Source organism: Acinetobacter sp. AS23, assembly GCF_023612055.1.
GTDB classification, from domain to species: Bacteria; Pseudomonadota; Gammaproteobacteria; order Pseudomonadales; family Moraxellaceae; genus Acinetobacter; species Acinetobacter oleivorans.
The window spans coordinates 2012059-2031080 of the sequence record NZ_CP082274.1 but is presented as its reverse complement, the minus strand read 5'-3'; the positions used below and the strand labels follow the sequence as shown (position 1 = coordinate 2031080).

The 19022-nt window shown below is 38.8% G+C and carries 16 protein-coding genes and 1 pseudogene; 13 read left to right on the top strand and 4 right to left on the bottom strand.

Going from position 1 to position 19022, the window contains the following annotated elements; genetic code table 11:
* Nucleotides 1–6 precede the first annotated feature (6 nt).
* Both K6I41_RS09460 and fes read right to left on the bottom strand, forming a co-directional pair.
* Nucleotides 7–222: an MbtH family protein gene (locus K6I41_RS09460; RefSeq protein ID WP_005305165.1), complete on the bottom strand. Its 216-nt coding sequence runs from the start codon at nt 220–222 to the stop codon at nt 7–9.
* 29 nt (nt 223–251) lie between these two features.
* Nucleotides 252–1451 carry an enterochelin esterase gene (fes, locus tag K6I41_RS09455; RefSeq protein WP_250374164.1) on the bottom strand — a complete coding sequence of 400 codons (1200 nt, stop codon included), beginning with the start codon at nt 1449–1451 and terminating at the stop codon, nt 252–254.
* Nucleotides 1452–1717: 266 nt separating this feature from the next.
* On the opposite strand from fes, the gene K6I41_RS09450 reads away from it, so the two are divergent.
* The 5 genes and pseudogenes from K6I41_RS09450 to K6I41_RS09430 all read left to right on the top strand — a co-directional run bounded on the left by K6I41_RS09450 (nt 1718) and on the right by K6I41_RS09430 (nt 6323).
* Entirely contained in the window at nt 1718–2488 is a 771-nt protein-coding gene (locus K6I41_RS09450) for an SDR family oxidoreductase (RefSeq protein WP_250374163.1), read from the top strand.
* A gap of 44 nt (nt 2489–2532) precedes the next feature.
* A complete protein-coding gene (locus K6I41_RS09445; RefSeq protein ID WP_250374162.1) occupies nt 2533–3771 on the top strand; it encodes an isochorismate synthase in 1239 nt (412 codons plus the stop codon).
* Nucleotides 3768–5432, top strand: coding sequence for a (2,3-dihydroxybenzoyl)adenylate synthase (locus tag K6I41_RS09440; RefSeq protein ID WP_250374161.1), 1665 nt, complete (start codon nt 3768–3770; stop codon nt 5430–5432). The genes K6I41_RS09445 and K6I41_RS09440 overlap by 4 nt, the downstream gene beginning before the upstream one ends.
* Nucleotides 5433–5453: 21 nt before the next feature.
* Nucleotides 5454–6104 (top strand): annotated as a pseudogene (locus K6I41_RS09435) (isochorismatase family protein); the annotation flags it as partial.
* 30 nt (nt 6105–6134) lie between these two features.
* Nucleotides 6135–6323: a phosphopantetheine-binding protein gene (locus tag K6I41_RS09430; protein WP_235823111.1), complete on the top strand. Its 189-nt coding sequence runs from the start codon at nt 6135–6137 to the stop codon at nt 6321–6323.
* 57 nt (nt 6324–6380) lie between these two features.
* On the opposite strand, the gene K6I41_RS09425 is transcribed toward K6I41_RS09430, so the two are convergent.
* Nucleotides 6381–9542, bottom strand: a complete 3162-nt coding sequence (locus tag K6I41_RS09425; protein WP_250374160.1) for a multidrug efflux RND transporter permease subunit — start codon at nt 9540–9542, stop codon at nt 6381–6383.
* A 217-nt stretch (nt 9543–9759) separates the two neighbouring features.
* On the opposite strand from K6I41_RS09425, the gene K6I41_RS09420 reads away from it, so the two are divergent.
* Both K6I41_RS09420 and K6I41_RS09415 read left to right on the top strand, forming a co-directional pair.
* Nucleotides 9760–11712 carry a TonB-dependent receptor plug domain-containing protein gene (locus K6I41_RS09420; RefSeq protein ID WP_250374159.1) on the top strand — a complete coding sequence of 651 codons (1953 nt, stop codon included), beginning with the start codon at nt 9760–9762 and terminating at the stop codon, nt 11710–11712.
* 138 nt (nt 11713–11850) lie between these two features.
* Nucleotides 11851–12252: a transcriptional repressor gene (locus tag K6I41_RS09415; RefSeq protein ID WP_005305185.1), complete on the top strand. Its 402-nt coding sequence runs from the start codon at nt 11851–11853 to the stop codon at nt 12250–12252.
* 53 nt (nt 12253–12305) lie between these two features.
* Here the strand turns inward: K6I41_RS09415 and K6I41_RS09410 are convergent, their stop codons facing one another.
* Nucleotides 12306–14081 carry a bifunctional metallophosphatase/5'-nucleotidase gene (locus K6I41_RS09410; RefSeq protein WP_250375740.1) on the bottom strand — a complete coding sequence of 592 codons (1776 nt, stop codon included), beginning with the start codon at nt 14079–14081 and terminating at the stop codon, nt 12306–12308.
* A gap of 248 nt (nt 14082–14329) precedes the next feature.
* On the opposite strand from K6I41_RS09410, the gene pqqA reads away from it, so the two are divergent.
* The 6 genes from pqqA to K6I41_RS09380 all read left to right on the top strand — a co-directional run bounded on the left by pqqA (nt 14330) and on the right by K6I41_RS09380 (nt 18659).
* Nucleotides 14330–14404, top strand: a complete 75-nt coding sequence (gene pqqA, locus K6I41_RS09405; RefSeq protein WP_001982218.1) for a pyrroloquinoline quinone precursor peptide PqqA — start codon at nt 14330–14332, stop codon at nt 14402–14404.
* A 76-nt stretch (nt 14405–14480) separates the two neighbouring features.
* Nucleotides 14481–15392 carry a pyrroloquinoline quinone biosynthesis protein PqqB gene (gene pqqB / locus K6I41_RS09400; RefSeq protein WP_250375739.1) on the top strand — a complete coding sequence of 304 codons (912 nt, stop codon included), beginning with the start codon at nt 14481–14483 and terminating at the stop codon, nt 15390–15392.
* An 8-nt stretch (nt 15393–15400) separates the two neighbouring features.
* Nucleotides 15401–16159: a pyrroloquinoline-quinone synthase PqqC gene (gene pqqC / locus K6I41_RS09395; RefSeq protein ID WP_250375738.1), complete on the top strand. Its 759-nt coding sequence runs from the start codon at nt 15401–15403 to the stop codon at nt 16157–16159.
* Nucleotides 16156–16440 carry a pyrroloquinoline quinone biosynthesis peptide chaperone PqqD gene (gene pqqD / locus K6I41_RS09390; RefSeq protein ID WP_004792407.1) on the top strand — a complete coding sequence of 95 codons (285 nt, stop codon included), beginning with the start codon at nt 16156–16158 and terminating at the stop codon, nt 16438–16440. The genes pqqC and pqqD overlap by 4 nt, the downstream gene beginning before the upstream one ends.
* Nucleotides 16437–17591 carry a pyrroloquinoline quinone biosynthesis protein PqqE gene (pqqE, locus tag K6I41_RS09385; protein ID WP_250375737.1) on the top strand — a complete coding sequence of 385 codons (1155 nt, stop codon included), beginning with the start codon at nt 16437–16439 and terminating at the stop codon, nt 17589–17591. Before pqqD ends, pqqE begins: the two co-directional genes overlap by 4 nt.
* A gap of 18 nt (nt 17592–17609) precedes the next feature.
* Nucleotides 17610–18659 carry a dipeptidase gene (locus K6I41_RS09380; RefSeq protein WP_250375736.1) on the top strand — a complete coding sequence of 350 codons (1050 nt, stop codon included), beginning with the start codon at nt 17610–17612 and terminating at the stop codon, nt 18657–18659.
* Nucleotides 18660–19022: the final 363 nt, after the last annotated feature.

The window sequence follows — 19022 nt, the reverse complement described above, 5'->3', positions numbered from 1 at the left end:
ACTCCTTTACGCTTGTTGAAAGGGGTTAATTGCAAGCCAGTGCTTTTCTACATATGCAATGCATGAAGCCCGCGTATCCGGGCCATGCTGAATATCCCACCCCGATGGCACCTGATGTTGAGCAGGCCATAAACTGAACTCACCTTGTTGATTTTTTAAAACCTGAAAAGACAAACTTTCATTATCGAAAGGATTAATATAGTTTTCCTGTAAGTTGCTCATGATATTGTTATCCTTGATGAAACAAATGGTTATAGTGAAAGAGTTTTTTGCAATGCCTTAAGCAAGTCAGTACGCCAGTTCACGGCATCATGTCCGCCCTGAAAAGTGTGAAAACTCACTTGATTGAATGATTGCAATTGTTGATAAAGCTGAAGGGCATCGTCCCGCATATCGGTTTCATACGTGCCAGCACTGATATAAATTTGAGTTGTTTTTGATAATTGATGAGATAGGTTTTGAAGCAGTTCTAAAATATTACCTTTGTGTTTTTGCCCTAAAATACTGTTTGAAAAATCTGACCACCAATAAGATCCAGATTGCAAAATCAGGGAAGTAAAAATGGTCGGAAACAGCAAAGCGCTATGTAAAGTGCATAATCCACCTAAACTTTGACCACATAACGTAATGTCTGTTTTAGAAATAAAAGAATATTCTTTTAAGAGTATTTCAATGAGTTCATCAACCAACGCCTGACTAAATGCATCATGGCAGCCATAATCTTGTTGGCGTTGTTGACTATTTAAACTATGAACAAAAACATAAACTGCTGGACGAATCTTATTTGAATCAGTCAAATGTTGAATTTCGGACAGAATTGAAAGCTCTCGACTCCAGATTTGGCCATCAAGTAATATAACGAGAGACAAGACTTCTTGAGTCGATTGATGACTAATAAAAATGTCGACCAAATAGTCCTGTTGGCATAAGCGACTTGACCATTGAAATGTCTTTGTAATTGGGCAATCGTCTATGAAAGCTTTTGTGTTTTCGAGTTGAATTTGATTGATGTATCGGGCCAGATGTCCTGTATAAAACTTATTTTGATTAAATGAGTCAATTTGAGCATTTTGTTTAAGCTGTGTTTGCCACCATGAGCGTCGTGTTGACGCACAATCTGTTTCTGGCGCTTCTTCACTAGCGGTCACTACAACATAACTACCAGTCCAAGTTAAGGGCAGCTCTATTTCAAAGAAGTACACATCTGTCCCAGCTATATGGCTAAAACGATTCCACTTTTGATAGATAGAAGGGCTTTGTGAATAAATATCAATATAGACAAAGATACTTTCTTTAGGCTCAGGACTACGCCATACAAAGGTACAGAGCACTTTATTTTTTTGTAGGTTAACTAGCGGACTACCTAATTTGTTAACGGTATTCCACCAGACCTCACTCCCAACATTGAGTTGTTGAAATAGGGGATGTAAGGGATGAGAAAATGGCTTCATTTTGAGTCCATCTCGACAAGAAAGCGCGGTCAAATTAACAAAATGATTCTCATTAGTAAATGAAAACAATTATCATTATAATCAATAAAAAAAGATGAGTTTTATTAAAATTTTTAAAAATCAATAAAATAGGTCGAAATCTTGGTTAATAAATAACTTGATTTAGATTGTAATCTTATGTTTGATATTTATCGCACTTGATAATAATGATAATTATTTGCAATTATGTGGCGGAATTTACTATTCGAGTCAAACTGGAGTAAAACATGAGCTCTACCATCGTAGTCACAGGTGCTGCAAGAGGTATTGGAGCTGCTATTGCAAAAAAATTATTGCAGCAAGGGTATCAAGTGATCGGCATCGACCGACAGGAAAATCCTGAACAATGGGAAATCAAACAAAAGATAGAAAGCAGTGAAATATCGCGTTGGCAAGGCTTTCAACAAGATATTACTGATCAAGAAACAACAGCGAAGCTCATTACAGATATTTTAAACAACCATAGCGTAACGGGTTTAGTGAATGCAGCGGGCGTTTTGATTATGCGTTCTATGCTTGAAGCAAAAACAGAAGACTGGCAAACACTTTTTGCTGTAAATGTCATGGCACCCATCGCAATAAGTCAACAACTTGCCAAGCACTTTTGTGAAAAAAAGCAGGGAAGTATTGTCACGATTAGCTCGAACAGTTCACGTATGCCACGTATACAACTTGGCATGTATGCAACGAGTAAAGCTGCACTGAGCCATTACTGCCGTAATCTTGCGCTTGAAATCGCACCTCACCAAGTAAGGCTTAATATTGTTTCACCAGGCTCTACGCTAACTCAAATGCAGCAGCAGCTTTGGACAGATAATTCACCTCCGCCTGCGGTAATCGATGGAGATTTAAGCCAATACCGTACAGGCATCCCCTTAAGAAAATTAGCCCAGCCTGAAGATATTGCCAATACGGTCAGCTTTTTACTTTCTGATCAAGCTGCACAAATTACCATGCAAGAAATTGTGGTTGATGGAGGAGCCACTTTAGGCGTTTAAACATTCATTCATTACAACAAAATAACTGTATAAGGAGTTGCGAGATGTCGGCACAGCATCCGTATTTTATCCAACGAGAAAATTTTACTGAAAGCCGCGTTGCATTAGCCCAAGAAATTTTAAATTGTGGAAATGACGCAGGTTTTATTTTCACAACGCCAGAATACACCATCAATAGTGATCAAAAATTACAAGATATTCAAGTTGCTAAAAATAGCCTTTTAAAAGATTGGTTAGATGAAGCACGAGCTCAATTAGAACTTGCAATGAATGACGGTTATAAAGACGTCAAGATTATGGGTGGACTACCATTTTGTTCGGCAGCCGATGTCAATTTAATGCTGATGCAAAATGCAAAAATCTATCAGAAAGTACTCTATGCACAGTCTGATATTGATTTTGGTTCTTTATCTTTAGAAAAGGCGGATTATTTCCCTTTAGGTGAACATTACCAACAGCAGGTTGAATATTTAGTTCAGCAAATGCAAGCAAAAAAACTTGATAAAGCCGTACTTGCTCGTATTTTACAACTTGAATTTGAACAAAATATTTCCGTCTCGGACCTATTTTATAACTTAGCCAAGCATAATCCCGAAGGCTATAACTATGCAGTCGCGAGGCATCCTCAAAGTGAAGGATGGTTTGTCGGTGCAAGCCCCGAACTTTTAATTGCAAAGCAAAATACAAAAATCTGGAGTAAACCGGTTGCTGGCACATTGGCTCGTGATGACGATCCAACCCTAGACCAAAATAACGCTAGAGCATTACTTGCTTCACAAAAAGATCAACATGAGCATGCACTCGTCATCGAAATGATTGCCGATGAGCTCACACCTTTTTGTAAGCAGTTAAAAGTACCTACGCAACCATCACTCATTCGTACCAAACGCCTTTGGCACTTGGCATCACACATTACTGGCGAACTTAAGAAAGCCGATACACATGTTTTTGACTTAATTGAACGCTTGCACCCAACCCCTGCAATTTGTGGGGAGCCTAGTCCAATTGCGAAAGAACTAATTCAGCAACTTGAACCATTTAACCGTGAATTATTTGCAGGAACTATGGGTTGGGCAGATGAACAAGGTAATGGTGAATGGTCGGTAACTGTGCGCTGTGCCCGAATCTATCAAAACATTGCCCGTTTATTTGCTGGTGCAGGGATTGTGGAGGCATCTCGTCCACAAGCTGAACATGCTGAAACTGCCGCTAAATTTCGCACTGTGCTGGACGGATTCCAGATTTCACCCAATCAATTGCCAATACAAGGACCAAACACATGACAACACAGGTTTATTTGGATGGTGCAGTGCCATATCCAGCAGAATTTGCTGAGATTTACCGCAAAAAAGGTTATTGGCTTGGACAAAACTTGAGTGATTTCTTGCGTGAAAGTGCTCAAAAATACCCGCAAAATATTGCGGTATATGATGCTGATAAAGCAGTTAGTTACGCTGAGTTTGATCATTTAGTTGATTACTGTACAAGCCACTTATATCGACATGGGCTAAGAGCGGGTGACAAAGCAGTTTTACAAATGCCAAATTACTATCAGTTCTATGTTTTATTTTTTGCACTGATTCGGCTTGGTGCTTTACCTGTGATGTCATTGCCTGCCCATCGATATGCAGAACTCAGTAGTTTTTTCAAACAAACTCAAGCAAAAGCTTATTTCTGTGCTGATTTTGGTGCACAAAAATTTGACTACCGAGAGCTTGCCGAAAAGCTTCAGCAAACTGCTCCTTACTTACAACATATATTTGTACTTGGAAATGCCGGCAAATTTATAGCAATTCAAGATCTATTAAAAGAAACCCATATTTTAGATGAAGCCATCTCACCGACTATGGCAGATCAGGTTGCTTTTTTACAACTTTCAGGTGGAAGTACCGGTGTTCCTAAACTGATTCCACGTACCCATGATGACTACCTTTATAGCGTACGTGAGAGTGCGAAAATCTGCCGTCTCAATCAGGTATCACGCTTACTCATGGTTTTACCCGCGGCACATAACTTTTCAATGAGTTCGGCCGGTTCTTTAGGTATTTTTTATTCAGGCGGGGCTGTGGTTTTAGGAACTGACCCAAGCCCTGAAACTGCTTTTTCATTGATCAAAAAACACGGTGTGACTGATGCTTGCTTGGTTCCTGCTTTGGTTCGCCCATGGATGGATAAAGCGGCAAAAGATCAAGATCCAATATTATCAACTCTACATTGCTTGCAAGTCGGAGGAGCGCGTTTACCCGATGCCGTTGCCACACGCTTAATTGATGAGTTCCAAGTCAATCTACAACAAGTTTTTGGCATGGCTGAAGGACTGGTGAATTACACCCATTCTGACATGACGAAAGAGCAAATTATCCATACCCAAGGTTTAAAAATTTCACAAGATGATGAAATTTTAGTGCTGGATGATAATGATCAGCCAGTAGAAGCTGGAGAGGTAGGGCATTTGCTGACTCGCGGTCCCTATACTATTCGCGGCTATTATCAAGCACCGGAGCACAACGCTCGTTCTTTCACACCAGATGGTTTTTATCGAACAGGCGATTTAGTACGTATTCGTGAAGATGGTTGCATTGTTGTAGAAGGGCGTTCAAAAGAACAAATCAATCGCGCTGGTGAAAAAATTGCGACCGAAGAGGTTGAACAAGCTTTATTAACTCATCCACAAATTCGCCTAGCAGCATTGGTTGCTATGCCTGATGAGATTATGGGTGAAAAAAGCTGCGCCTTTGTTGCATGGCAATCACACGCTGATGATCCAAGCCCAATTCGTCTTGCAATGTCAGTTCGTCAACATCTGAAAGACTATGGACTTGCTACCTACAAAATTCCTGATCGAGTCGAATTTATCGAGCAATTTCCATATACAGCTTTTGGAAAAATCGACAAAAAAAGATTACGTCAACAATTTGAAACCAACACTAATGTTTTTGCTTAAAGATAAAAAAGGAAAAATTTGATGAGTATTCCTAAAATTGCCAGTTACAACATGCCACAAGCGCACGAATTTACAGCGAATAAAACACATTGGCAGTTGCATACCGATCGCGCTGTTTTATTAGTACATGATATGCAGCAATATTTTTTAGATTTTTATGATCAGACCCAAGCGCCTATTCCAGAGCTCATTAAAAATACCAAAGAACTGATTGAAACTGCGCGTAAGTTTAATATCCCTGTGGTCTATACTGCACAGCCCGGTAACCAGACACCTGAACATCGCCAGTTATTAACTGACTTTTGGGGAACTGGTCTAAAAGATGATCCATATATTACCCAAATTTTGCCGGAAATTACGCCTGATAAAAATGATACTGTCTTAACAAAATGGCGTTATAGCGCTTTTAAATTTTCTCCACTCGAACAACTTATGCATGAGTCAAACCGCGATCAACTGATCATTTGTGGTGTCTATGCCCATATTGGTTGCCTCATGAGTGCGGCAGAAGCCTTTATGCTAAATATTCAGCCGTTTTTATGCGGAGATGCACTTGCTGACTTTAGCCGTGAAGAACACGATATGGCTTTAAAATATACAAGTACACGTTGTGGGCAAGTCATGACAACTCAACAAGTCACACGAGCTTGGGCGCTTGAACAAGCTGCATCACCACTTACTGAAGAAGGTATTGTTTTGGCAGTGAGTGAACAGCTTCAGATTCCTGCATCAGACATTCAGTTAAATGATGATTTACTCATGCTTGGACTTGATTCGGTTCGCCTTATGACATTAGTGGGTAAATGGCAAGCTTACGGCGCACAGGTAAGCTTTGAAGATTTAGCTGAACAACCAACCCTAGAAGTTTGGATTGATAAGCTAGTCGCTTAAATTGAAAGAATAAAAAAAATGGCAGATTTTAAATCTGCCATTTTTTTATTTTAACTTTTAAAAGGAAGTATTGTTCTTTTTAATACGGCTGTTAAATCTCAAAGTTCGACTCAACCATGGTTTGCTCATTGACCACTGCAAACTCGGTAAGCTATGAACCACAACAAAGAAGAACACAGTAAATAGCGGTACCAGTAAAGTACCAAACACGACACTACCAAATACGCTCATTCCAATTTCATATCTACTCGCAGCGCCTGCACCAGTTGCAAAAATTAAAGGAATCACACCCGCACCAAAGGCAAGAGATGTCATCAGAATCGGGCGTAAACGCAGCTTTAAAGCCTCACTTGCTGCATCGATTTTACTTTTTCCCTGTTTGAGTGCTTGAGTCGCAAACTCAACAATGAGAATTGCATTTTTACAAGATAAGCCAATACCTGTTAATAGGGCAATTTGAAAGTAAACATCGTTAGGTAACTTAAAAATCCAAGCAAAAATAATAGTGCCTGTAATGCCTAGGGGAAGCCCTAATAAAATAATAAAAGGAACTTTCCAGCTTTCATATAAAGCAGCCAAACATAAGAAAATAAACAAAATAGAAATGAGGTACAAATAAATTGCTTGGCGGCTAGATTGTTGCTCTTGTAAAGAAAGACCGCTCCATGCGACATCTATACCAGACTGTTTACTGACCATATCACTTAACTGTTGCATTGCCTGACCTGAGCTAAAGCCAGAACTTACATTTGCTTCAAGTTGAATGGCAGCCAGTCCCATAAATCGGGTAAGAGCTTCTGGGCCACCTGTCCATTGACTTTGTGCAAAATGGGCGAGGGAAAGCATTCCACCTGAGTTATTGCGTACATGCCAATACGCTAAGTCTTCGGGTTTAGAACGAAACTCTGAATCACCTTGCATAATGATTCTCTTAATTCGACCTCGCTCAACAAAATCGCCAACATAGTTTCCACCCCAAGCAGTCGATAGTGTTGAACGAATTGCTTGTTGGTCAATTCCTAACATTTTGGCTTTATTTTGATCGAGTTGAATAAATACTTCGGCTTTATCTTCACTCACAAGAGGACTTAGATTTTCAAAGGCCGAATAATTTCGAGATTCTTTTTCTAAGGCTTTATATTGTTTAATTAATTCATCACGCCCTTGACCATTTACATCTCTAAGCCAAAGTTCTAAAGCATCAGATTGACCTAAACCAGATACACTTGGTGGCATTCCTACCATGACTTTAGCGGGCAAGTTTTTTTGTAAATATACTTGGGCGCGTTCACGAATAGCACTCGCCGTATTGGCTTCTCCTTTACGCTCATTCCAATGTTTAAGCGAAACAAAGGCCATACCTAAATTTGGACCGCTCCCTGAAAAGTTTTGTCCATTTACGACCAGTACGGTATTAATATTTTTGCCTTCATGTTCAAAGAAATAATTATTGACGAGTCTTCCAATTTCTTCAGTCTGGCTCATTGAGGCACTGTTATGCAAACTATAGGGAACAGCAAGTAATCCTTGATCTTCATTTGGAATAAAGCTTGTAGGCAAACTGCGATAAATCATAAATAGAACAACCGCGATGCCCACAACCAACAGACTGGAAAATATTTTGAACCGGATTAAAAGAACAGATAAAAAACTAAAAGCTGATCTGATTTTTTGAAGAGCAAGCTCAAGCAGTTGTCCCCATTTTGGTTTTTTATTATGTTTTTTTAATAGAACTGCACACATTGCAGGTGTGATGGTCATGGCTACAAATAGCGATAACAACATGGCTGCTGCTAATGTAATAGAAAACTGACGGTAAATCATACCCGTCGAACCACTAAAAAAAGCCATTGGAATAAATACCGCGGTTAAGACCAGTGTAATACCCACCAATGCGCCGCTAATCTCTTGCATCGACATTAAACAAGCTTCACGTACACTTAGCTGTTGTTCGTGCATAAGCCGTTCAACATTTTCCACGACTACAATCGTGTCATCAACCAATAACCCAATCGCTAAAACCAAGGCAAATAGCGTAAGTGTGTTAATGCTCATCCCAAATAAATACAACACCACAAATGTGCCACTAATGACGATGGGAACCGTAATGGTTGGAATAAGAGTTGCACGCCAATTTTGTAAAAAGAGATACATCACAATAACAACAAGCACGATTGCTTCAAGCAAAGTGATCATGACCTGCTTAATTGACTCTTCAATAAATGGTGTATTGTCTCGCGGATAAACGACTTTATATCCAGCTGGTAAATGCTGGCTAAGCTGAGCCATTTTTTCTTTAATAAGGGCAGAAGTCTCGATTGCATTAGCATCTGGGCTTAGAGAAATGCCTAAACCTGCCGATGGGTAGCCATTAAGCGTATTAATACTTTCGTAATTTTCTGCCCCTAATTCGACTCTCGCGATATCTTTTAAATAAACAAGGCTACCATCAACATTTGCTTTAACCACTACCGATTTAAAGTCATCTATTGTTTTTAAACGTGAACCTGCTTTTACTTTTGCATAAATATTTTGGTCAGAAGCAGAGGGCATTGCACCAATCGAACCCGCAGCAATCTGTGTATTATAATCTTCTAGGGCTTTTTCAATATCACTCGGTACAAGTTGATAATTTCTAAGCTGATTTGGATTTAACCAAATGCGCATGGCATAGCTTGAACCAAAAACATTAACTTCACCAATGCCTTGCAACTGACTTAAAGGCTGTTCAAAGTGATTCACCATATAATCAGACAAATCAATATTGCTGGTTTTACCAGTTTCATCATATAGCCCCACAATAAGTAGCATATCGCCTGTGGTTTTCCATATGTTTACGCCTTGTCTTTGAACTTCCTCAGGTAAACGGTTTAATGCACCATTAATTCGGTTTTGTACTTGGAGCTGTGCTTTATCAATATCTGTGCCAATTTTAAAATGAATATCAATGCTACTCGTTCCTGATGATTCACTATAGGACGTAAAGTAAAGCAAATTATCCAGACCTTTTATTTGTTGTTCTAAAATTTGGGTCACACTTTCTTCGACTGTGTCAGCAGCTGCACCACGATAGTTCGCAACAACCGTAACACCCGGTGGAGCAAGGTTAGGATAGCGTTCGACAGGCATTGCTAAAGTGGCAAGAAAACCAAAAATAAGAATAGTGATTGCAACGACAGAAACAAAAATAGGGTGATAGATAAAAAATCGAGAGAGCATTGTTATGTCTACTTTAAGATTGTTTTAAATAGGTTTTTAGGCACACGAAAGTGTAATGGTAACGCTTTTTTACAGCACAAACAATAATGATTATCATTATATAACTAATAATTATTTTTATCTTGATCAGTAAAAGTCATGCGTATATGATGCTCGGCACATCATAAATGATAATAATTATCATGTGGTAATCATTATCCAGAATAAGGGCCGAGAAATGACGTTAACGAAAAAGGCGCTGGTGGTCGCCATCTCAACACTGCTTCCTTTCGCCGTTCAAGCAAATACAGATATTGAACAGCAAGGTAATAGTGAACCAGTTCAAAAACTTAAAACTATTGTGGTTTCTGCTGCATTAAAAGAACAAGACGTAGATAAAGCACCCGCATCCATTAGTGTGATCACGAGTGAAGAGATTGAACGCAGTGCGGCGCTGAGCCTTGCTGATGTTTTACAAAAACAGGCTGGGGTTTATAACTATAACAGCGGACAGGACAAAATTATTATCCGAGGGATGCAAGATACTTCTGGCAGTTATACTTTAATTCTAATCAATGGAAAAAGAACATCTTCCTTGGGAGCAATGTGGCGGGGCAATGACTTCGACTGGAGTTCAATTCCATTAAATAGTATTGAACGAATTGAAGTAATTCGCGGACCAATGTCATCGCTTTATGGGTCTGATGCCATGGGTGGTGTAATTAATATTATTACCAAGAAAGCCGAAAATGGACAGCTTCATGGTTCGATCTTTGGGCAATATAACCGAGCTGACCGTGGGAATGGTAAAGATCAATTCCGATACGGATTTAACCTATACGGTGGCTTAACCGATAATGTTAGTTTTTCTCTTTCTGGTGATTCTTATAACCGTGATGCGTGGTATCGAAATGGTAAACCGGACTCAAATGGCGCCTATTTTGTAGAGAAAGATACTAAGAATGTACATGGGACTTTAAGTTGGGATATCAATGATCAACAAACTTTAGACCTAGATTTAGGTTATACCAAAGATAAGAGACCACTTACCCAAGATGCGGCATCTTCGATTCAAGAAGGTGAAGATGAGCGAACCAATGTAGGTATTACTCATCGAGGGAAATGGAGTTGGGGTAAAACAGAAGCTTATATTGGAAAAGAAACCGCTAAAATTTATGACTATGACAGCGAATATAATGCTCCGCAAAGTCGTAATTATAAGCAAGAAAACTTACTAGGTCGTGCTTTTGCTAACTTTGACTGGATGATGAATAACACCACAGCTGGTGTTGATTATAAAGACCAGAAAATCACAGATCCCGTAGGATACACATCTGGTGGATCTGAACAGAAAAGTTATGGAGTATTTGTTCAGAATGATACCCATATTAACGATGCACTGACATTAACTTTAGGTGGTCGTTACGACGACTTTGATAATTTTGATGGTAAAGCAACTGGTAAAGCATATTTAGCTTATCAACTCGCTGAAGGAGTTATTCTTAAAGGTGGTGTTGGTCAAGCTTATAAAGTTCCAGGACCATATCAGTTAGATGCAAATTATGAGTTAATTTCTTGTGGGGGGAGCTGTTTTATTACAGGGAATCCAAATCTAAAACCCGAAGAAAGTACCAACTATGAAGCATCTTTAATTGTTCGTAAACCAAACTGGAATGCCGGTGTTACAGTATTTGAAAATGATGTAGAGAACTTAATTGAACGTGTTTCTAATCCTGATTCTTCAAATCTAACCAAATATCCATATAAATGGGACAACGTTGCTAAAGCAAAACTAAAAGGTGTAGAACTCAACGGTGGATATGACTTTAGTGATGATTTAGGCATAACAGCTAATGCAACATATTTGGATGCTAAAAATGAAGTAACTGGTAAAGACCTTACTGAACGTCCCGAATGGTTAATTAATAGTTCACTTTCATGGGCTATTGTTGAAAATTATCGTATGAATTTTGGTGCAAGCTATGTAGGTCATCAAATGTTATCTAGTGGTAAAGAGTTACCAGCCTATACGACTTACGATGTGACATTTACCTCACCACTTTCGCCACGTTTAACATTGGACTATGGTGTAAAAAACCTAACCGATGTTGATCTCGAGAATGAAGATGCATCATTTAATACCAAACTTTATGGCCGCAATTACTTTGTAAAAGCGACTTATAGTTTCTAAGTTAAAACTAAGCACAAAGCCTATTCGTAGGGGAATAGGCTTTGTTTTTTATTAAACAAATATCCATAATTTTTAAACCAGTGTAGACAAAATAATTTTAAGAATTTCTATACTTTTCAACATTAGGGCTAATTAATCATGACGGCAACTTCAAAATCATTATTAAATGGACTACCAATAAAAAAATCGAGAATACAGGTTTTTGAAATTTTAAATCAAAATCCACAAGGCTTAAGCGCGGTGAGCATTTATGCACAAATTAAAAATGAACATAAAATTACGCTTGGAACAATTTATCGAATCTTATCTGAATTTGAAAATCGCAAGCTCATCAAAAGGGTGTTCTTAGGAAAAAGTAAAAGTATTTATAAGATCAGAAAAGATAAAATGAGTTGTAACTTGATTTGTTTAAAAACCGCAGAAGCAACTAGCTATGAACATGAAAAAGTGAAAGAGCTACTGCATGAAGTCATAGATGTTATTTTTGCGAATACAGGAACTAATATCAGTAGTATTGAACTTAATCTCTATACAGAATAAAAAGTTCAGATAGAAAAAAGGACAGCCTAAACTGTCCTTTTTTATTAAATTTGCTATTTAATGACTTTAATTCGAGTAGTCGTTGGAATAATTAAAGGTGAATTCTTAGCGACATAGCTTTCAAGGGCATCAATATCTTGACCACCACCGATACGGTTTTGGCCTTCTTTTAATACCGTAAAGTTGTCACCACCATCTGCCAAAAAGCTATTTACAGTCACGCGGTATACTTTACTGTCAACCAGCGGTGAACCAGCAACCATGATGTTACTTGCTCGTGGTGAAACAGACGTATTTACCGCATATTGATAAGTTAATTCTTTAGATGGTTGTAAAATTCTAGGTGAGTTTACATTTGCACCAGACCACTGCTGTTCAATTACATCTCTAATTTGTTTGCCAGTTAAGCTCAGAGTCACAATAGAGTTACCAAAAGGTTGCACCGCAAAAACATCGCCAAAGGTGATTTGGTTACTACTGTTAATGAGTAGGTCGGCACGGACACCACCTGGGTTCATTAAGGTAAAGTCAGAGCCTTGGTTACTTGCTTTTAAGGCAGCCGCTTGTTGAGCATCTGCAATCATAATACCCAATGGGCTTTCACCACTTTCGACTTGAGTACGACTGACTACTGCTGTTGCAGTTCCAACCACACGGCTTGAAATCGTGGTCACCGCTTGGCGGTACTTATCTAAAATGGCTTCAATGCTTGGAGTTTTACTAAATTTTTGATAGAGATCGGTAAGGCTTACTATGGTTGTGCCAGACGTATAGGCCTCACTTTGTATAGGAACTTGTTTAGCATCCTTCTTAATTACATCACCAGTTTTACCATCAAGTTCAGCCTTAATGTCAGTAATGAGCGTGCCATATTGTCCAGCTGAGGTAAGTAAGAACGGTTTTGCTGGATTTTTGGTTGCATAGTCACAAATATAAGATTGGTGTGTGTGGCCTGAAACAACAATATCAACTGCTGGATTAAGCTTATCCAAAATTCCTAAAATCGGCCCGCTTAAGCCATCACATGTTTTTTCATTAAACTTCGTACTTGGCGCTGCACCTTCATGTACCACCACTACAATCGCTTCAATTCCTTGTTTTTGTAACTCAGGAATCAAGGCGTTTACCGTATCGGCTTCATCACGAAACTCAACGTCTTTAATGCCAGCAGCAGAAACAATACTTGGCGTTGCTTTAAGGGTTAAACCAATAAATGCGACTGGAATTCCACCATAGGTTTTGACTTTATATGCAGGAAAGATCGTTTTACTGGCGTCATTTTTCATTGCTACGTTAGCAGCAAGGAAATCAAATTTTGCACCACTAAAGTTTTTATTAATTTGGCAAGGCGCAGTGCTTGTATATTGCTGACATCCACCGTTCTTTAAACGGCGTAATTCATCTGTACCACGGTCAAATTCATGGTTACCCACAGCATTAAAGTCAATTTGAATATCATTCATGACTTCAATGGTCGGTTCATCTAAAAATAAAGAAGAGGTTAGAGGAGAGGCGCTAATTAAGTCGCCCGCTGAAACTACAGCATTATTTGGATTTTCTGCTTTAAGTTTTTTAATCGCATCGGCAAAGTAACTCACTCCACCCACAGGAATACGCACAGATTGAGCAGCATCATTTGGATTTGGTGCTTCGACGTAACGCTTCGGTGGCTCAAGATTTCCGTGAAAGTCATTAAAAGCTAAAATATTTACGGTTTGATTGCTTCTTTGAGCAGGTGGTGCGGTGTCATTATCATCATTACATCCAGCCAATAACGTTACTGCCAGAGAAAGTGTTGTTACTTTAAAAAGTGTTGTTAAATTTTTCATTTTTTTATCATTTGATCAATTAAGACGGATAAAAAATACGCTTTTAGTATGAATGTTTGATGAAACTTTCAATGAGCAAATATGTTCGAAATATTAAAATTTGGACAAAAAACACAATTATCGAACAATATCTTGGCTAGGGGTGGTCTACAAACCCAAATTTTTTATTTAGAATAAATTTTTAATGACCTTATAAGATTTAATCAAGTGATTCATTTCACAAGATTAATATGAACCGGAGATAATTTATGCAATGGACTAAACCAGCTTTTACTGATTTACGCATTGGTTTTGAAGTTACTATGTACTTCGAAGCACGTTAATTCAGTTTCATCCAAATATGTCATAAGCCCTAGTCTTGTTCTAGGGCTTATCTCTTTCTAATAAGATATTAATTTTATGTATATTTATGTTTTAGGTTCAGCTGCCGGAGGCGGGTTCCCGCAGTGGAATTGTAATTGCCCGAATTGTCATGGTGTACGCACAGGTTCAATCCAAGCCAAAGCTCGTACTCAATCATCAATTGCTGTTTCTGAAAATGGAACAGACTGGGTTTTATTAAATGCATCACCTGATATCCGTCAGCAACTTTTCGAATTTAAAGCAGCTCAACCAGCGCGTAAATTGCGTGATACTGGAATAACAAGCGTTATTTTAATGGACAGTCAGTTAGATCATACGACTGGGCTTTTAACCTTACGTGAAGGTTGTCCAATGAATGTATGGTGTACAGAAATGGTCCACCAAGATTTAACAAGCGGCTTTCCAGTATTTAATATGCTCAAACACTGGAATGGTGGTCTTCAGTACAATGAAATTAATCCTAAACAAGCCTTTAAAATTGATGGTTTCGAAAATTTAGAATTTTTACCTTTAATTATTAAAAGTGCTGCGCCACCATATTCACCGCATCGAAATGACCCACATGACGGTGACAATATCGCTTTAATTATCAAAGATCATAAGACACAAAAACAGTTGTTCTATGCACCGGGTCTTGGAAAAATTGACGATCAAATCATGCAGATTATGCAGAGTTCAGACTGCGTCATGATTGATGGTACGCTTTGGACAGACGATGAAATGCAGCAAACAGGGGTTGGAACTAAAACTGGCCGTAAAATGGGGCATTTATATATTAGTGGCGAAGGTGGTTCACTATCTTATTTAAATCAGCTGAGTACACCTAAAAAAGTACTGATTCATATTAACAATACCAATCCAATTTTAAATGAAAACTCTAGCCAGTTTGCTGAGCTTAAAGCAAATGGTGTAGAAGTTGCCTATGACGGCATGCAGATTGAACTCTAAGGTGAAACATGACTCAAACACCTGAAGCTTTAACGACTGAACAATTCAAACAAGCCATTATTGATAAAGGCCAGTATTATCATATCTATCATCCATTTCATGTGATGATGTATGAAGGTAAAGCCACCCAGCAACAAATTCAGGCTTGGGTTGCAAACCGCTATTACTATCAAATTAATATTCCGCTTAAAGATGCGGCCATTATGGCAAATTGCCCCGACCAACGAGTCCGTCAAGAATGGATTCAACGCATGATCGATCAAGATGGTGAATATCCAGATGGCGGTGGTCGAGAAGCATGGCTACGCTTAGCCGAAGCTGTGGGCTTGAGTCGTGAACAAGTTATTTCTGAAGAGCTGGTATTACCGGGTGTGCGCTTTGCCGTAGATGCCTATGTAAACTTTGCACGCCGTGCTTCATGGCGTGAAGCAGCAAGCAGCTCTTTAACTGAACTTTTTGCCCCACAAATTCATCAGTCGCGACTTGATTCATGGCCGCAGCACTATCCATGGATTGATGATAAAGGTTATGAGTATTTTCGTTCTCGTTTAAGTCAAGCACGCCGTGATGTTGAACATGGTTTAACAATTACACTTGATTCATTTACAACTCATGAGCAACAAGAGCGAATGCTTGAAATATTGCAGTTTAAACTGGATATTTTATGGAGCATTTTAGATGCTTTAACACTTGCACATGTTCACAATAAAGCGCCATATCACAGCGTGACAAGCAAACGAGTTTGGCACAAAGGACTATTTAAATGAATAAAGAGCAATTTGATTTAAACCTTGTGCCAACATGGCGACAAGGTTACCGTTTTCAGTTCGAGCCAGCTCAAAATGGTTTTGTGATTTTATATCCTGAAGGCATGATCAAGTTAAATGAAAGTGCAGGAGCAATCGGGCAATATATTGATGGGCAGCAGAATGTTTCTGCAATTATTGCCCAGTTAAAGCAAAAATTTGGTGATATTGCTGAGATTGATCAAGATGTAGTGGATTACATGCTGGTCGCAAAACAGCAACACTGGATTGATTTAGTATGACAGAAGGTGTTGGCCTACCTTTATGGTTATTAGCGGAACTTACTTATCGTTGTCCGCTACAATGCCCATATTGCTCAAACCCATTGGACTATGCTCAGCATAAAAATGAGCTGACCACTCAAGAGTGGTTTGATGTTTTTGATCAAGCACGTCAGATGGGTGCTGTTCAACTCGGTTTCTCTGGCGGTGAACCTCTGGTACGTCAGGATTTAGAAGAGCTCGTTGCACATGCTCATCAACAAGGGTTTTATACCAACTTAATTACATCGGGTATGGGGCTTACCGAACAACGTATTGCTGATCTAAAACAAGCGGGTTTAGACCACATTCAAGTGAGCTTCCAAGCGAGTGACCCTGTGGTAAACGATGCCTTGGCAGGTTCAAAGCATGCTTTTGAACAAAAGTATGAAATGTGCCGACTGGTTAAGAAATACGATTACCCAATGGTGCTTAACTTTGTTATTCATCGACATAACATTGACCAGATTGAACAAATTATTGAACTTTGCCTTGAGCTGAATGCCGATACAGTCGAGCTAGCAATTTGTCAGTTTTATGGTTGGGCTTTTTTAAACCGCCAAGGTTTATTACCTACACAAGAGCAACTGATACGTGCAGAACGGATTACCAATGAATATCGAGAAAAATTAAAAGCGCAAAATCATCCTTGCAAACTTATTTTTGTAGTGCCTGATTATTATGAAGAGCGACCGAAAGCCTGTATGAATGGCTGGGGTAAAATCTTCTTTACAGTTGCTCCAGATGGTATGGCGCTACCTTGCCACGCAGCACGACAATTGCCAATTTCATTTCCAAACGTCCGCGAACATAAATTGTCAGATATTTGGTACAAATCAACTGGATTTAATCATTTCCGTGGTGATGCATGGATGCCAGAAGGGTGCCGTAGCTGTCCCGATAAAGATCGTGACTTTGGCGGATGTCGTTGTCAGGCCTATATGTTGACTGGAGATGCGGCTAATGCCGATCCTGTATGTGGGAAATCGCCGTATCATCAAATGATTGAACAAGCGCGGGCAGAAAGTCAATTGGCTGCACCTTTGCAAAATTTAGTATTCCGTAATAGTAGAAACTCTAAATCTTTAAGTGCCACACAAAATATTCCAGTCCACACGATTACAGACATATAGCAAGCAATAGGAATGCTCATGAAGCCTAGCCATATTCCAGTTTTTGATGGGCATAATGATGCTTTAACACGCTTATGGCTAAGTGATCACCCAGATCCTGTACATGCTTTTATTCATGAACGCTTAGCGGGCCATCTTGACCTAAAACGCTGTCAACAAGCTGGTTTTATAGGAGGAATGTTTGCGATTTTTTTACCTCCGTATGGCTATGTTCAACAGAACCATCCTAATAAGCTATTTGATCAAAATGCTTTTGATTTTACCCAACAGCAAATTGAACAAATTTGCTTGGAACAACTCGATTTAGCTCATCAACTTGCTCAGCGCTCTGAAAATATTAAAATTTGCACATCAGTTCAAAATATTCAAGATTGCTTAGCAGAGCAAAAGCTAGCAATTATGTTGCATATGGAAGGTGCCGAAGCTTTACAACATAACCCTGATTTACTCGATGTATTTTATGAAAGAGGCCTGCGTAGTATTGGCCCACTTTGGAATAGACCGAGCCGCTTTGGACATGGTTTAAACGCAAAATTTCCTCATTCGCCTGACACTGGAGCAGGTCTTACCAGCGATGGCAAAGACTTTATAAAACGCTGTGCTGATAAAAAGATGGTGATTGATGTTTCACACATGAATGAACAAGCTTTTTGGAATACGGTAGATATATTGCAACAGCCTATTGTAGCAACGCACTCAAATGCACACGCTTTATGTGCTCAAGCACGCAACTTAACTGACTCGCAGCTTAAAGCAATCCGAGAAAGTAAAGGTATGGTAGGCGTAAATTTTGATGTCGCGTTTTTACGAGCGGATGGACAACGCAATGCAGATACATCCATCAATGTAATTTTAGAACATTTAGAATATTTAATGGATCATTTAGGCGAGGAACATGTAGGCTTTGGCTCTGATTTTGACGGTGCACTTATTGGTACTGAAGTTGAAGATGTGACAGGGCTATATCGCTTAATTGAGCGTATGCAACAGCGTGGTTATTCTAAAACAGTGATTGAAAATATATGTCTTAATAATTGGGTGAGGGTATCTGATAGAATTTTGGCTTAATAATGAATGACTAAACAGAGTTAATCTACAGAATCATAACAGTTTTTTTATTGGCCGAAATGACTAAAAAAAATACAAATAGTTTAATTGTCAACCATTCGGTATATTCACTACACTCAACCTTACTGAATGTAAGAACATTTGGTATTTCAGGTCTTTTGTGGTTTTCACATTACCCATTTCTTCATGAGAAGTAGAAATGGGTTTTTTCTTATCTGAAACAAATAAACGTGATATCCATCACAATAACTACTAATTATTGGTATAACCACTCAACTCCATCTTGACTAAAATTTCAGCATTAAATACATTTGTAGTGTATTCAAAGATAATAAGATTGCTTAAAGCAATTGATAATACTGC